The following is a 15,228-nucleotide window of genomic DNA, read 5'->3' as shown; positions in this document are numbered from 1 at the left end:
TGCCGCAATCGTGAGCAGGGCATTTCGTCCGCCGCCGACGGTCAGGCGGCAAGGCCCAGAGCCAGCGCGCCCACGATCGGGGCGGCGTAGACCAGGGGGAACGGGATGTGGGTGTACCAGCGGGAGCGGACCACGGTGATCACCGCGCCGGTGAAGTACAGCACGAGCCCGATGCCCGCGGCGATGCCGATGGCGGGCACGAGGAACCCGACGAGCAGACCGGCGGCCCCGGCCGCCTTGGCCGCGCCGAGCCAGGGCAGCCACGAGTCCGGGATGCCGTAGTCGTGGATGGGCTTGACGACCCAGGCGGCGCGCAGGAACGCGGAGGCGGCGGAGAAGGCGGTCATGGCGGCGGCGACGAGCGTGACGACGACGTAGGCGGTGGACATCAGAGTGGCTCCTCATCGGGTGGACGCCGGTGCGGGGGCCGCTCCGGCGGGGGAGTCTCGCTCCCTCACTTCCCCTGACCCGCGGGCGGACGGGAATGTGACAGATCGCCGGAAGAAACTTCCCGGCCGGGCCCCGGCGGCCGTCAAGGGAGCTTCGGGCGCGGGGAATTCCGTCGCCGGGACCCCGGTTGGCACCCTCGGAGGCTCGCCGGTCAGGCCGGGGGCCGATGCGCGGAGGAGGGCGCGGGATGGGTGCGCGGGAGCTGGAGCGGGTCGGTCCGGGTGAGGTTCCGTACCTGGAACGGAACCTGGAGCGGATCGATCTGGGTGAGGTCCCCTACCTCGACGCCATGGAGGCCATGCGCGGCTGGGTCGAGCAGCGCCGCGCGGGGGCCATCGGCGACCGCCTCGTACTCCTCACGCATCCGCCGGTCATCACGTACGGCACCCGGACCCCGGCGAACGAACTGCCGCACGCCGATTCCCCGATCCCGCTCGTGGAGGTCGACCGCGGCGGCCAGGCCACCTATCACGGGCCGGGACAGCTGGTCGGCTATCTCGTCCTCAACCTGCGCGAACGCGGCCCGGGCGACATCGTGCGGTGGGTCGAGAACGCCCTGGTCGACGCGGTCGGATCGCTGGGCTTCGAGTCCCTGCGCAGGGACACCCCGTCCGGCGCGCAGAGCCTCGTCGGCGTGTGGACGCCGCGCCACGACAAGCTCGTGTCGATCGGGATGCGCATCCGCGGCGGCGTCACCAGCCACGGCTTCGCGCTCAACGTGGCGTCCGACCTGGACGAGTTCACCCGCTTCACGGCGTGCGGACTGCCCGACGTGGCGATGACGTCGCTCGCGGAACTGGCCGCCGAGCGGGGCGTCGCGGCGCCCGGCGAAGCGGCGGTGCGGGACGCGGTGGCGCGGGCCTTCGGGGCTGCGTAGGGAGCTCCTACGTAGGGGACGCTTCCGTAGGGAACGTCTACGTAGAGAACGCCTACGTATGGAGCGCCCCGCCGTCCTCCCCGTGCCCCTCGGGCTCCAGCTGGATCGTGGAGTGCGCGACGTCGAAGTGGTCGCCGACGCACCGTTGCAGCCGCCCGAGCAGCTCGCCGTATCCGCCCGTGAGGGCCGCGTCGGTGACCACGACGTGCGCGGTGAGCACCGGCATCCCCGAGGTGACGGTCCAGCCGTGCAGATCGTGTACGGCGACGACGCCCGGCTCCTCGAGCAGGTGACTGCGCACCTCGCCGAGGTCCACGTCCTGCGGGGTCGCCTCCATGAGTACGTGCAAGGAGTCCCTGAGCAGCCCGTACGCGCGCGGCACGATCAGCAGGCCGATGACGATCGAGGCGATCGGGTCGGCGGCCTGCCAGCCGGTGAGCAGGATGATCAGGCCGCCCACGATCACCGCGACCGAGCCGAGCGCGTCCCCGAGGACCTCCAGATAGGCGCCGCGCAGATTGAGGCTCTTCTCCTTGGCGTCCCGCAGCAGCCACAGGCCCACCAGATTGGCGAGCAGTCCGCCCACCGCGACCACGAACATCAGGCCGCCCTTGACCTCCACCGGTTCGCTGAAGCGGCCGATGGCCGACCACAGGACCCAGACGAAGATGCCGACGAGCAGCAGCGCGTTCAGTACGGCGGAGAAGATCTCCACCCGGAAGAAGCCGAACGTGCGCCGGGGCGTCGGCGCACGCTGGGCGAGGGTGATGGCGCCGAGCGCGAGGGAGACGCCGACAGCGTCGGTCAGGCTGTGCGCGGCGTCGGCGAGCAGCGCGAGGCTGCCGGACAGGAGCGCGCCGATCACCTGGATGACGGTGATCGTGGCGCTGATCCCGATCGTCCAGAGCAGCCGGTTGCGGTAGGTCCCGCTGAGCGTGCCGCCCGCCGTCGCCGCGGACGGGCCGTGGTCGTGCCCCATGCCCGCGAGTGGATCATGCCGGTGCGGGGCCCGCCACCGCACGCGCACCCCGGGCGTACGGCCGGTCGGCTCAGTGCACCCGGGGCTCCGAGGAGGCGTCGCGCTGGTGCGGGATGCCGAGCGGCGGGGGCAGCTCGCCCTGCTGGACGGTGACGGTGCGCGCGGGGGCGGGCACCCGGATGCCCTCGGCCCGGTAACGCTGGTGCAGGCGCTTGATGAACTCGTGCTTGATCCGGTACTGGTCGCTGAACTCGCCGACGCCCAGGATCACCGTGAAGCTGATCCGCGAGTCGCCGAAGGTGTGGAAGCGGACGGCCGCCTCGTGGTCGGGCACGGCGCCCGTGATGTCGGTCATCACCTCGTCCACGACCTCGGTGGTGACCCGCTCGACGTGCTCCAGGTCGCTGTCGTAGCTGACCCCGACCTGCACCATGATCGACAGCTCCTGCTCGGGGCGGCTGAAGTTGGTCATGTTGGTGCCCGCGAGCTTGGCGTTGGGGATGATCACGAGGTTGTTGGAGAGCTGACGCACCGTGGTGTTGCGCCAGTTGATGTCGACGACGTAGCCCTCCTCACCGCTGCTGAGCCGGATGTAGTCGCCGGGCTGCACCGTCTTCGCGGCGAGGATGTGCACACCGGCGAAGAGGTTGGCCAGGGTGTCCTGGAGCGCGAGGGCGACGGCGAGACCGCCCACGCCGAGCGCGGTGAGCAGCGGCGCGATGGAGATGCCGAGGGTCTGCAGGACGACGAGGAAGCCCATCGCGAGCACCACGACGCGCGTGATGTTCACGAAGATGGTGGCCGACCCCGCGACCCCGGAGCGGGACTGCGCCACGGCCCTCACCAAGCCGGTGACGATCCGGGCCGCCGTGAGCGTCGCCGCCAGGATGAGCAGCGCGGTCAGCGTCATCGTGACGTTGCGCCCGGTGCGATGCGTGAGGGGCAGGGCCTCCGCCGCCGCGGCGAGGCCCGCGGTGATGGCCGCACAGGGCACGAGCGTGCGCAGCGCGTCGACGATGACGTCGTCGCCGCTCCAACGGGTCCTGCTGGCCCGCTCGCCGAGCCACCGCAGCGTGGTGCGGAGCAGCAGGCCCGCCGCGACTCCGGCGAACACGGCGATGGCGGCCACGATCCAGTCGTGCAGGGTGAGCGCGCGGGTCATCGGTGCGCTCCCGTCGTACGGGAGGAGGGCGCGGCGGCGGCCCGGGGTTCCGTCGTACGCGGCGAATGCGGCTGAACGCGGCCTATGTGATGTGTCGTCACCTGGTGATACCTGCTCGATTCCGGGAGTGCGGTCACGCGGGAACGGGACCCGGTCCGGCGCGGACGTCATCCTGCCCCATGCGTCGGCGGCCGTCGCGCGTACCCCCACCTGGATCTTCACAGACCCGTCACGTATGTCAACCGCCTCGCCACGTGTGGGCGAATTCTCCAACTTCGCCCCCGCGCGCACCAGTTGGGTCACCAGGATGAGGAGAGTGACGCAGTCCTCCTCAGCCTCGCCGCCCGCTTCCCCCGGCCCTGCTTCCGGTTCGTCGTCCGTCCCCTCCTCCGGCTCGTCGGCCGCCGACGCCCGCCAACAGGTCGGCTACCGCGGCGATCCGCGCTTCGAGGACATCGCGCACGCCTCCTGGTGGCGGATGGCCGCGCGGCTGCCCCGTACCCTCGGCGCCGCCACCCGCCTCGGCTGGGCGGCCGACCGTCCCGCGATGTGCTGGCTCGCGGTCTGCCAACTGGCCGTCGTCGCCGCGTCGGCCGTGGCGCTCGCCGCGCTGCCCGGCGTACTGGCCCAGCTCTTCCAGGGTGGTCAGGTGGCCGATCGGATCGCGGCGGCCGCGCCCGGCCTCATCGTGGTCGCCGTTGCCGCGGGGGTACGGGCAGGTGCCGACGCGGTCGGGGTCTGGGCCGCCGCGCGGCTCGGTCCCGAGGTCGCCTCCGCGGCCGATCTGCAGATCCTCGCGGCCGCCCCGCAGGTGGAGTTGGAGGAGTACGACAGGCCGGGCTTCGCCGACCGGCTGCAGGCCGCGGGGCGGGGCGCGGAGGCGACCGAGAACCTCGTCGCCGACGCCCAGGCGCTGGTCTCGGCGCTCGGTCAAATCGTCGCTGCCGCCTCGGTGTTGTCCCTGCTCCATCCCGTACTGCTGCCGCTGCTCGTGCTCGCCGTACTGCCCAAGGGCGCCGCGGCCGTCACCACCGCCCGCATCCGGCACCGGGCCGACCACCAGAACATCGCGGACAGCCATCTGCGCTATCTGCTGCGCCACTACGCCACCCACCAGCGCACGGCCGCCGAGGTCCGCGCCACCACCATGGCGGCGTTCCTGGCCGGTTGGTACGCGGAGATCAGCGGCCGGATCATGAGCACCCACCGCCGCGCCGCCCCGCGCATCCTCGGCGTCACCCTGCTCGGCGCCTGCGTCAGCGGGCTGATGCTCGCCCTGACCTGGGCCGCCCTCGGCTGGCTCGCCGCCAGCGGCCGGATGGACCTCGCGCTCGCCGCCACCGCCGTCATCGCCGTGCGCACCTCCACGGGCGCGCTGACCTCACTGGTGCTCGCCACCGCCAGGCTGTTCCGTACGAGCCTGTATCTGGAGGACTGGCAGGACTTCCTGCGGCGCGCGCAGACCCTGCGCGCGGTCCGCGGCTCCAGGGAGGTGCCGGACGGCGGCCCCGCCGAGATCCGCGCGGAGCACGTCAGCTACACCTATCCCGGCGCCGCGGCCCCGGCGCTCGACGGCGTCAGCCTCACCCTGCGCCGCGGTGAACTCATCGCCCTGGTCGGTGAGAACGGCTCGGGGAAGACGACGCTGTCCGCCCTGCTCACCGGGCTCCGCATCGCCTCCACGGGCACGGTGTGCTGGGACGGCGTCGATCTGGCGGAGGCCGATCCGCACAGCGTGTGGGCGAAGGTCGGCCTGGTGCCCCAGGACTACACCCGCTGGCCGATGGACCTGCGCGCCAACATCCATCTCGGCCAGCCCCGCTCCGAGAACGACGCGCTGCTCCTGGCCGCCGCGCGGGCGGCGGGCGCGGACAGCGTCATCGAGCGCGTCCCGCACGGCCTGGACACGCTGGTCGCGGGCACCCTCTGGGGCGGCACCGATCTGTCGGGCGGGCAGTGGCAGCGGATCGCGGTCGCGCGGGCCTTCTACCGCGACGCCGCCATGCTGATGCTCGACGAACCCACATCGGCGATGGATCCCCGCGCCGAGTACCTGGTGATCCGTCGCTTCAAGGAGCTCGCCGCGGGCAGGACGGCCGTCTTCGTCACCCAGGGCCTGGAGAACGCCCGGATCGCGGACCGCATCGTCGTACTCGACCGGGGGCGCGTCCGCGAGGAGGGCGACTTCCGGACGCTCCTGGCCCGCGACGGGCTCTTCGCGGAGCTCTACCGGCTGGCGCAGGACCGGTGACCGGTCGTCCGTGACCCGTCGACGGGCTCAGGCTCGCTTCGTCGGCGGGACCGGCACCACCATCATGCGGTGGTAGGCCGCGGACTGGTGCGGTTCACCCACCGGGAGGCCGTCGACCTCCACCCACGCGTGGGCGCGGAACGGCGCGGTGCGCACTCCGGTGCACCAGTCGGGCCAGACCCCGCGCATCCGGCACAGCAGGGCGGTGGCCACGGAACGCTGCAGACAGCCCTCCCCGGCGCAGCGCGCGCTCACCGCGACCACGGCCCGACGCGCGGCGAGCGCCTGCTCGGTGGTGGCGGGGGCGGCCCCGCGCCGGACCGCGATCAGCACGCGGCGGACGCGGTGCGGCTTCAGCAGGACGATGAGCCGGGCGGCGGCCGTGGCGACGAGCACGGGCGGGCGTCGGCGCAGCGGCAGCCTGTCGCGGGTGGCGGACACCATCGGCTGGCTCATGCGGGCACCACGAGACGGGCCGCGAGGAGCGCGCCGGTGATCGCCGCCGTGTCGTCGTCCGCGCGCTCGGCGGTGAGCCGGGGGTGGGCCGCGCGCAGCGCGCGGGCCGCGTCGGGCGGCTCGGCGCCGGTGAGCAGGGTGCGCAGGACGAGCGCCGCCGAGCCGTTGAGCTGCCAGTATCTGCCGGTGACTTCGTCGAGGAGGACCATGCCGTCCGGGGTGTCCGTCGCGCAGACGTCGGGGCGCAGGGTGAGACTCACGGGGCTCCTTCGGTGATCGCGGTGTTCGGTGGGCGGGTGCTTCCCCGGCAGGAGCGGAGCCAGATCTCGCTGCCCAGGGTGGAGCTGAAGGAGCGCAGCGCCTCCGGGGTCGGATGCACCCCGAGCAGGGCCGCGCGGATCGCGGCGGCGTCGATCAGACCGGCGCGGGCGAGCTGCGATCCCTCGAAGAGGCCGACCAGCGCGGAGCGGTTGTGGCGCAGGCCGGTGTGGAAGTCCGTGCTGTACTCGCCCTTGGTCTGCCTGCGCAGTACGTCGGCGGGCACGATGTCGCGCATCGCCGCCGCGAGCACCGGTTTGTACGTGCCGGGGGTGCTGCGCTCGGGGACGCGGATGGCCAGGGCCGCCTCGATCACGGTGTCGTCGAGGTAGGGCGCCGCGTGCGGAAGGCCGCGCGCGGAGGTCACCTGGTCGAGCTGGCGCAGACCGCGCCCTCCGGAGCGTACGCAGGAGAGCGCCGCGTGCTGTCCTCGCTCGGCCGCGAGGGGCGCCGCGGTGCCGGCGCTCTCCGCGGCCTCATGGAGCAGGCTCTGTACGGCACGGACCGCGTCGGGGGTCGCCCATGGGGGCATGCGCAGGTCCACGCCCCACGCTGTCGAGGGGGCGCTGCGGACCACCGCGGCCGAGGTGGGTGCGGGGTCGGTGAGGCCGTCGGCCCAGCCGGTGAGCCACTGGGCGAACGTCCTGCGGTCGGCGAGCTGGCGAAGGAGCTGCCCGAGGGGCCAGTGCTGTGCGGCGCGTTGGGTGCGGATGCGGGCGAAGGCGGCCCACGGGTTCCGTCTCACGTGGTCGTGCAGATGCGGCGGGAGCGTGGTGAACAGCTCGTCCGCGCCGCCGCCCATCAGGTGCAGGCGCGATCCGCGGCCGGTCATCAGGTCGGCGAGGGCCGCCATCCTGGCGCTGTCGCGCACCCAGGGTCCCGGCTCGTCGGTGGGGATGGCGGGGGCGGTGGCGTCGGTGAGGGACGCCAGACCGCTGTACCAGAGCGGCCATTGATCGCGTGGCGGCGTGACGTGCTCGGCGTCCGGCAGACGGCTGGTGGCGCGCGCTGCCCAGATCTCGTCGTCGTTGTCCGGGTCGAGGCTCCGCCAGCGCATGGTGACCAGGCGCGCCCCGGCGAAGGCGGACCGGATCCCGCTCTGCTCCCGCGCCGCGAGGAAGCACAGGCTGGTGGAGTCCATGCCGCCCGACAGGTCCGCGCTCACCGTGCCGCCGCCCGCCGTGCAACTGCCCACCGCTGCGGTCAGCGCGTCGTGCACCGCGGGCACTCCTTGCCGCCACCCGAGCTCAGGGTCGGGAGGGGTCCACCAGCGGCGGGTGGTGGCCCGGCCTTCCGCGTCGAGCAGCAGGGAGTCGTAGGACCGCAGGGCGTGCACGCCCCGCCAGACGCAGCGGTCGTCCAGTGGATAGGGGAGGGGGGAGGCCAACAGATGGGCGGCCAGGAGCCGTTCGTCCGGGTCCGCGCCCGTCAGGGCGGCGAGCCGGTCCGATCGGTCGGCGGCCACCGTCACACCGGCCACGCGCGTGTGGAAGAGCCGCCGCACCCCGGACGCGCTGCCCCTGGCAAGGACGGATCCTTCGGCCGATGCGACGAGGTGGAAGCTGCCGTGCAGCCCTTGGGCGACACGCTCCACGTCCCCGACGCCGCGCAGCCGCCCGATGCGCGCGGAGAGGGTGTCGGCGGTCACGGGACAGCGTCCGATCACCGCGACTCGCCGCGCCCCGGCCACTCCCACCGTCACGTGACCGTCCGGCCAACTGCCCAGCAGCCAGGGCCGACCTGAGTCGTGCGTGACGGTGTCGGTGGTCCAGGGGCGCAGGAGCCGTGCCGCGGCCACGCCGGCTGCGCCGTCGGGAAGGACGGCGAACCACACGTCACCACTCATGGCATGTCACCCGTCAGAGAATTGTTGTTGATGAGGCTTCGATCGAGGGCCGTCCGCGGACAGCCGTCGACCGGGCTTGGATCAGCTGGGGCCGAGGTACCACTCGTAGGGCGGGAACCCGCCTTCGTAGAACGCCCCCAGCGGCTCACCGCGCGTCAGCTCGGCGAAGTCGCCGACCTCCACCATCGCCGGTGGTTCGTAGATCTCCTCATGCTGCATGGAGAACCTCCCCTTCGCTTCCGGTCACTTCCGGTGTGAGTGCGGGGATCCGCACTCGGCCGGAAAATGCCCAGGGCATGCACCACTACGCCAAGCAGGGTGATTTGTCGCCCGAAAGAATGAATAAGGGTGCGTTTCAGAAGGTGCGCCGGGCGCTCACACCGGCGCTGCGCAAGGGGTTCCCCGGCCGGAAGAGTTATGCAAGTGTCCTCAACAATTTCGGTGCGCGGCAGGCCAGGGCCCCCGTCCACCGGGTCAACCAAGCCGCCTCGGCGGCGAATCGGAGGTGCAGCACTGATGCGGAACCGGGCACGCGGCCACGACCTGCTCGCGCTGCGGCGGCTCAACACCACCGTCGTGCTGCGCGCCCTGCATCACCGCAGCCCCCGCACCCTCGCCGAACTCGCCGCCGACACCGGCCTGTCCAGACCGACGGTGGAGGCGGCCGTCGAGGAACTGGCCGAACGGGGACTCGTCGGGGAGGCCGCCGAGGAGTCCGGCGAGCGGCCGCCGGGACGCCCCGCGCGCCGCTTCCGCTTCCGTGCCGAGGCCGGTCACGTGCTCGGCGTCGACATCGGGCTGCACAAGATGGTACTGCTCGTCGCCGACCTCGGCGGCACCGTCAGAGCCGCCCAACGGCACGCCATAGACCCCGAGTTGGGAGGAAGCGCCCGACTGAACCTGCTGCGCGACTCCATGGAGTCCTTCCTCGACGCCCACGCGCCCCGCGACGGGGTCCTCGCCCGCTGCGTGGGCGTGCCCGGCATGGTGGACGGGGCCGGGGTCATCACCTCCGTCGTGATCCCCGAGTGGTCCGGTGTCGACCTCGGGCGGCTGCTCCCCGACGGCGGCGCGGGCCGCACCCTGATCGAGAACGACGTCAACCTCGCGGTGCTCGCCGAACGCTGGCAGGGCGCCGCCACCCTGGTCGGCGACGTCGTCTGCGTGCTCACAGGACACCGCGTCTCCTGCGGCCTCACCATCGACGGGCGGCTGCACCGCGGCAGGCGCGGCGGCGCGGGCGAGCTCGGCATGCTGCCGCTGCTCGGCATGAGCGGCGCCCAGGACGCCCTGCGCTGGCCGGGTGCGCGGGCCACCGGCGAGTCCGAAGTGGCGGCGCTGGCCCGCGCCGCGGACGCCGCGGACCCGCGCGCCCTGGCCGCCGTCGCGGACTTCGCGGACCGCATCGCCCCGGGCATCGCGGCGATCTCGCTGGCCGTCGACCCGGAACTGATCGTGCTGACCGGCGGGGCCACCCCGGTCGGCGGCCATCTGGTGCCGCTGCTCGAGGACCGGCTGCGCCCCATGACCCTGCACGTCCCGCGCATCGCCCTGAGTCCGCTGGGCGACCGCGGCGTGGCCATCGGCGCCGTACGCAAGGCGCTCGACCAGGTGGAGGAGGAGCTGCTCGGAGACATGGCGTCGTAGCGCCGCCCCCGAGCGGGGGTGCTCCGCGGTGACGCCCGACGACTGCACAGGAGGCGAAGGCGCGCATGCGCAGAAGGACTCTGCTCGGCGGGGCGTTGGCGGCCCCCTTGCTCACCGCCTGTTCCGGCGGGGACGACGACACGGACGGCGGGGGCGGCACCACCCTCACGTACGGAATGTGGGACCCGGCGCAGGTGCCGGGCATGAAGAAGATCATCGCCGCGTTCCGCAAGGAACAGCCGCGGATATCCGTGCGGATCGAGCTCACGCCCTGGGCGACGTACTGGACCACCCTGAAGACGTCGATGAGGGGCGGCACCGCGCCCGACGTGTTCTGGATGAACGCCGTCAACTTCCAGCTGTACGCGGCCAACGGCGTCCTCGAACCGCTCTCCGGGCACATCAGGAGCGACCGGACGCCCGTCGACAGGCATCCCGAAGCGCTGGTGAAGCTCTACGCCTACGAGGGCACGCAGTACGGGCTGCCCAAGGACTTCGACACCATCGGCCTCTGGTACAACAAGGCGCTCTTCGACAAGGCGGGCATCACCTACCCCGACGAGACCTGGACCTGGGACGACGTGCGCGACGCGGCGGCCGAACTCACCGATCCGCGTCAGCGCGTGCACGGCTTCGCCGCCGAGATGGACCGGCAGATGAAGATCTACCCGGCCGTCTGCGGCGCCGACGGCTACGTCCTCAAGGACGGCCGCTCCGGATTCGGCGACGAACGCTCCATCGAGGGCCTGCGCTTCCTGACCGACATGGTCGACCGGGGCTGGTCCCCGCCGCAGAGCGCGATGGTCGAGTCCGTCGGACGCGTGCGCTACTGGTCCGAGAAGGTCGCCATGAACTACGACCTCTCCGCGATGGCGGGACAGATGTACGCCGTACCCGCGCTCAAGGACCACGGCGGCGTCGCCGTCCTGCCCAAGGGGCGCCGCAGGGCCACCATCATCCACGGCCTGGCCAACGTCATCTCGGCCAAGAGCCGCAAGAAGGCCGCAGCCTGGCAGTTCGTCCACTTCATGGCGGGCAGGGAGGCCGCCGAGATCCAGGCGCGGGAGGGCGTCACCATCTCCTCGTACGAGGGAACGCAGGACGCCTGGCTCAAGTCGATGCCCGAATTCGACCTGAAGCACTTCATCGAGATGCAGAAGTACGCCGTCCCGTATCCGAGCTCCAAGAACACCACCGTCTGGGAGAACCTCCAATACCCGATCCTCGGCGCCGCGTTCAGCGGAAAGGGCGGCATCGAGAGCGCCTGCCGCAAGCTCGGCGGGCAGATGGACCGGGCCCTGAAGGAGGAGCGCGCCGTATGAGTGTCTTTCCCGCCACGGCCGCCGCGAAGGCGAAGGAGCGGCGCGCGTCCGAAGCCGCACCGCGCCCGGGCTCCCGCAATCAGCGCGCCGCCTACTGGTTCATCGCGCCGCTCGGCATCGGATTCGCCCTCTTCTACTTCTGGCCGCTGTTGCAGACCTTCTACTTCAGCTTCACGGAATTCGGCGCGTTCGGCGGCCATACGTTCATCGGCACCGACAACTACGCCCGGGTGATCCAGGACGTCACCGTCTGGCAGGCGCTGGTCAATACGCTGATCTACAGCGTCATCGGACTCACCGCGCTGCCGATCGCGATCGTCATCGCGTCCCTCCTGAACCGCCGCGGACTGCGCGGCGTCTCCGTCTACCGCGCCCTGTACTTCGTGCCGTTCGTGACGCTTCCCGTCGCCGTCGGCCTTGTCTGGAACTGGCTCTACAACGGCGACTTCGGACTCCTCAACGAAATCCTCGGATGGTTCGGCGTCGACCGCCACTACTGGGTGTCCGACCCGTCCACCGCCGTGTACGCGATCGGGACGGTGATGGTCTGGTCGACCACCGGCTACTACTTGATCATCTTCATGGCGGGCATCAAGGGGATCCCGCAGGACTACTACGAGGCCGCGGAACTCGACGGGGCGGGGGCGTTGCGCAGATTCTTCACGATCACGCTGCCGCTGCTCAGCCCGACCATCTTCTTCGCCTCCGTCATCTGCATGATCAATTCACTGCAGACCTTCGACCTGATCTACATCATGATGGGCGAGAAGAACCCCGCGATCGGCGATACGCAGTCGGTCGTCGGTCTCTTCTACAAATGGGCGTTCATCGAGAACGCGCAGGGCGCGGCCGCCGCGCTCGCGTTCCTGCTCATGGTGGTCATAGCCGCCCTCACCTATCTCCAGTTCCGGCTCCAGAAGAGGTGGGTGCACTATGCCTGACACCCAAGAGCACATACGCCAGGTACAGCCCAGGAACAGAAAGCGGATCACCGCGGGGTCCGTCGCCACCCACGCCGTGCTCTCGCTCGGCGCGCTCGTGATGGTCTTCCCCCTCCTGTGGCAGCTGCTCACCGCGTTCAAGACCCTCGCCGAGACCTCGCGGGTGCCGCCCACGTTCCTGCCCGACGACTGGAACGGGAAGAGTTTCGACGACGTCTTCACCGGGCTGCCCTTCCAGGAAATGCTCACCAACAGCGTCATCAACACGGTCGGCCGCACCCTGGGTCAACTGGTGTTCTGCTCCCTCGCCGCCTACGCGTTCGCACGCATGCAATTCAGGGGCCGCAACGTCCTGTTCGCGCTCTTCCTCTCCGTCCTGATGGTGCCGAGCTCGCTGCTCGTCCTGCCCCAGTACGACATCATCCAGCGGTTCGGCCTGCTCAACTCCGCACCCGCGCTGTTCCTGCCCGGCATGTTCAGCGCGTTCGGCACCTTCATGCTGCGCCAGTTCTTCCTCACGCTCCCCAAGGAGCTGGAGGAGGCCGCCCGCATCGACGGCGCGGGCCCCTTCCGGATCTTCTGGTCCATCATGCTGCCGCTGATCCGGCCCGCGCTCGCCGCGCTCGCCGTCATCACCGCCATGTGGTCCTGGAACGACCTGCTGTGGCCGCTGGTCGTCAACACCGACCCGGAGAAGATGCCGATCAGCGCGGGACTGACCTCCCTGAAGGGACAGTTCGAGACCAACTACCCCGTGATGATGGCCGGTTCGCTCGTCGCGAGCCTGCCCATGCTGCTCGTCTACCTCTTCCTCCAGCGGCATTTCGTCCAGAGCGTCGCGCTCTCCGGATCCAAGAGCTGATCCCGCACTTTCTCCCAAAGGAAAGGCAGCCCGCCCCTATGGCACCCCTTCACATCGGTCTGCTCGGCGCAGGCGGCATCGCCCGCGCCCATCTGCCCGGCTGGCTGGCGCTCGGCGCCCGGCTCAGCGTGTACACCGTCGACGGCTCGGCGGAGAAGCTCACCGCCGAGTACGCCGGGCGCGGGCACGACGTCCGCACCGCGGCCCGCCTCGACGACGTCCTCGACACCGTCGCGGCCGTCGACATCTGCACCCCCACCCCCACCCACAAGGAACTCGCCCTCGCCGCCGTCGCCGCGGGCAGGCACGTCGTGTGCGAGAAGCCGCTCGCGCTCACCGCACCCGACGCCAGGGAGATCGCGGCCGCCGCCGAAGCGGCGGGCGTCCGGCTGCACCCGGCCCACGTGGTGCGCTACTTCCCCGCGTACGCGGCGCTGCGCGAGGCCGTCGTCCGCGGCGACCTCGGCGAACTCGCCGTGCTCCGCTTCACGCGCGGCGGCGCGCGGCCGCGGTGGGCGCCCTGGTTCGGTGACCCCGCCCAGTCCGGCGGCGTGATCATGGACCTGATGGTGCACGACATCGACATCGCCCGCTGGATCGCGGGCGACGTGGTCCGCGTGCACGCCCGCACCCGCGGCGCCGAGCACGCCACCGGCACGCCGTCCGACGTCGTCACCGCGACCGCCGTCCTCACCCACGCGTCCGGCGCCGTCAGCCAGGTCAGCGGCCTGTGGGGGCTGCCCGACCAGCAGTTCCGCACGACGTTCCGGGTCGCGGGCGCGGACGGCCTGCTGCACCACGACTCCACCGCCGTGCCCGGCTTCCGGATCACCGCACAAGGCGTACGGACAGCCAACGAAGGCATCCCGTCCAGCCCCATGACCGAGAGCCCCTACCTCGCCGAACTCCGTGAATTCGCCGGGTCCTGGGGGCCCGGCGGGCCCGAGCCACGGGTGAGCGCGCACGACGGCGTCGAGGCGGTACGGATCGCCGAGGCCGCCGTGGAGTCCAGCCGCACCGGCCGTGCCGTGGAACTGGAACCGACCGATGCGACACAGCCGACCGATGTGACACCGCAGACCGAGGAGGCAGCGCGATGAAGGTCGCCGTCCTGTCGTTCGCCCACGTCCACGCGGCCGCGTATCTGCGGCTGCTCGCGCGCATGCCCGGGATCGAGGTGCTCGGCAGCGACCCGGACACGGACCTCGCGGCGCCCGGCGAGGTGCGGGGCCGCCCGCTCGCCGACGAACTGGGCGTCGCGTACGCCGCCACGTACGACGAGGTCTTCGCCTGGCACCCGGACGCGGTGATCGTCTGCTCCGAGAACGCCCGGCACCGCCCGCTGGTCGAACTGGCCGCCGCGCACGGCGTGGACGTCCTGTGCGAGAAGCCGCTCGCCGCGTCGGTCGAGGACGGCGAGGCGATGGTCGCCGCCTGCCGGGCCGCGGGGGTGCGGCTCGCGGTCGCCTTCCCGGTCCGCTTCAGCCCGGCGTACGCCGCCGTCAAAGCGGCGGTCGCGTCGGGCGAGGCCGGGCAGGTCCTCACGGTGGCCGGGGCCAACAACGGCTCCATGCCCACGCGTTCGCGCCGCTGGTTCGCCGAGCCCGGACTCTCCGGCGGGGGCGCCCTGATGGACCACACCGTGCACATCGCCGACCTGCTCGACGACCTCTTCGCCGACGCGCGCCCCGTCGAGGTCTACGCGCAGACCAACAACCTCCTGTACGCCGATGAGGTCGACGTCGAGACCAGCGGCCTGGTCAGCGTCACCTACTCCAACGGGGCCGTCGCCACCATCGACTGCAGCTGGTCCCACCCGCGCTCCCACCACTCCTGGGGCGGCCTGGAGCTCACGGTCGTCGGCGAACGGGCCACCCTGGAGATGGACGCCTTCGACCAGAAGGTGCACGGGTTCAGTGAACGCCGGGGGAGCGGCACGGAGTTGCCGTTCGGCGTCGACCTGGACGAGCGGATGCTGGGCGCCTTCCTCCACGGCCCCGGCGAGGACGGCATGGACGTCGCCGACGGCGAGGGCGGACTGCGGACCCTGCGCGTCGTCGCCGCCGGGTACGCGTCGGCACGCGGCGGCGTGCCGGTGCCGGTGCCGGTCGGCTGAG

The 15,228-nt window shown here is 71.8% G+C and carries 15 protein-coding genes; 8 read left to right on the top strand and 7 right to left on the bottom strand.

The window, feature by feature from the left end:
• Positions 1-41: 41 nt before the first annotated feature.
• On the bottom strand, positions 42-389 hold the full coding sequence (locus CP970_RS03850) for a DoxX family protein (RefSeq protein WP_055546959.1): 348 nt from the start codon (positions 387-389) through the stop codon (positions 42-44).
• Between the two features lie 248 nt (positions 390-637).
• Here CP970_RS03850 and lipB point away from each other — a divergent pair, with 248 nt between their 5' ends.
• Positions 638-1,327, top strand: a complete 690-nt coding sequence (gene lipB / locus CP970_RS03845) for a lipoyl(octanoyl) transferase LipB (RefSeq protein WP_206188638.1) — start codon at positions 638-640, stop codon at positions 1,325-1,327.
• A 52-nt stretch (positions 1,328-1,379) separates the two neighbouring features.
• Here the strand turns inward: lipB and CP970_RS03840 are convergent, their stop codons facing one another.
• Both CP970_RS03840 and CP970_RS03835 read right to left on the bottom strand, forming a co-directional pair.
• Positions 1,380-2,306, bottom strand: a complete 927-nt coding sequence (locus CP970_RS03840; RefSeq protein ID WP_055546962.1) for a cation diffusion facilitator family transporter — start codon at positions 2,304-2,306, stop codon at positions 1,380-1,382.
• A gap of 70 nt (positions 2,307-2,376) precedes the next feature.
• On the bottom strand, positions 2,377-3,468 hold the full coding sequence (locus tag CP970_RS03835; protein ID WP_055546964.1) for a mechanosensitive ion channel family protein: 1,092 nt from the start codon (positions 3,466-3,468) through the stop codon (positions 2,377-2,379).
• Between the two features lie 316 nt (positions 3,469-3,784).
• Here CP970_RS03835 and CP970_RS03830 point away from each other — a divergent pair, with 316 nt between their 5' ends.
• Positions 3,785-5,719, top strand: coding sequence for an ATP-binding cassette domain-containing protein (locus tag CP970_RS03830; protein ID WP_224058204.1), 1,935 nt, complete (start codon positions 3,785-3,787; stop codon positions 5,717-5,719).
• A gap of 27 nt (positions 5,720-5,746) precedes the next feature.
• Here the strand turns inward: CP970_RS03830 and CP970_RS03825 are convergent, their stop codons facing one another.
• From CP970_RS03825 to CP970_RS03810, 4 genes are all read right to left on the bottom strand, one after another.
• Positions 5,747-6,175 carry a lasso peptide biosynthesis B2 protein gene (locus CP970_RS03825; RefSeq protein WP_055546966.1) on the bottom strand — a complete coding sequence of 143 codons (429 nt, stop codon included), beginning with the start codon at positions 6,173-6,175 and terminating at the stop codon, positions 5,747-5,749.
• Entirely contained in the window at positions 6,172-6,435 is a 264-nt protein-coding gene (locus tag CP970_RS03820; RefSeq protein ID WP_055546968.1) for a lasso peptide biosynthesis PqqD family chaperone, read from the bottom strand. Before CP970_RS03820 ends, CP970_RS03825 begins: the two co-directional genes overlap by 4 nt.
• Positions 6,432-8,339 carry an asparagine synthase-related protein gene (locus CP970_RS03815; RefSeq protein WP_063806071.1) on the bottom strand — a complete coding sequence of 636 codons (1,908 nt, stop codon included), beginning with the start codon at positions 8,337-8,339 and terminating at the stop codon, positions 6,432-6,434. The genes CP970_RS03820 and CP970_RS03815 overlap by 4 nt, the downstream gene beginning before the upstream one ends.
• Positions 8,340-8,420: 81 nt before the next feature.
• Positions 8,421-8,558 carry a lasso RiPP family leader peptide-containing protein gene (locus tag CP970_RS03810; RefSeq protein ID WP_107098919.1) on the bottom strand — a complete coding sequence of 46 codons (138 nt, stop codon included), beginning with the start codon at positions 8,556-8,558 and terminating at the stop codon, positions 8,421-8,423.
• 297 nt (positions 8,559-8,855) lie between these two features.
• Here CP970_RS03810 and CP970_RS03805 point away from each other — a divergent pair, with 297 nt between their 5' ends.
• The 6 genes from CP970_RS03805 (at position 8,856) to CP970_RS03780 (ending at position 15,227) form a co-directional block, all read left to right on the top strand.
• Positions 8,856-9,986 (top strand): ROK family transcriptional regulator, encoded by a 1,131-nt coding sequence (locus CP970_RS03805; protein ID WP_055546972.1) that lies wholly within the window; start codon positions 8,856-8,858, stop codon positions 9,984-9,986.
• Positions 9,987-10,051: 65 nt separating this feature from the next.
• The gene (locus CP970_RS03800) at positions 10,052-11,308 is read left to right on the top strand and encodes an ABC transporter substrate-binding protein (protein WP_055546974.1); all 1,257 of its coding nucleotides are present in this window, start codon (positions 10,052-10,054) and stop codon (positions 11,306-11,308) included.
• Positions 11,305-12,249 carry a carbohydrate ABC transporter permease gene (locus tag CP970_RS03795; protein ID WP_055546976.1) on the top strand — a complete coding sequence of 315 codons (945 nt, stop codon included), beginning with the start codon at positions 11,305-11,307 and terminating at the stop codon, positions 12,247-12,249. Before CP970_RS03800 ends, CP970_RS03795 begins: the two co-directional genes overlap by 4 nt.
• Positions 12,242-13,111 carry a carbohydrate ABC transporter permease gene (locus tag CP970_RS03790; protein WP_055546978.1) on the top strand — a complete coding sequence of 290 codons (870 nt, stop codon included), beginning with the start codon at positions 12,242-12,244 and terminating at the stop codon, positions 13,109-13,111. The genes CP970_RS03795 and CP970_RS03790 overlap by 8 nt, the downstream gene beginning before the upstream one ends.
• 38 nt (positions 13,112-13,149) lie before the next feature.
• Positions 13,150-14,211, top strand: a complete 1,062-nt coding sequence (locus tag CP970_RS03785; RefSeq protein WP_055546980.1) for a Gfo/Idh/MocA family protein — start codon at positions 13,150-13,152, stop codon at positions 14,209-14,211.
• The gene (locus CP970_RS03780; RefSeq protein WP_055546982.1) at positions 14,208-15,227 is read left to right on the top strand and encodes a Gfo/Idh/MocA family protein; all 1,020 of its coding nucleotides are present in this window, start codon (positions 14,208-14,210) and stop codon (positions 15,225-15,227) included. Before CP970_RS03785 ends, CP970_RS03780 begins: the two co-directional genes overlap by 4 nt.
• Position 15,228: the final 1 nt, after the last annotated feature.

This window comes from Streptomyces kanamyceticus (genome assembly GCF_008704495.1).
GTDB lineage: Bacteria > Actinomycetota > Actinomycetes > Streptomycetales > Streptomycetaceae > Streptomyces > Streptomyces kanamyceticus.
The sequence above is the reverse complement of the archived record's forward strand: the minus strand, read 5'-3'. Positions and strand labels throughout refer to the sequence as shown.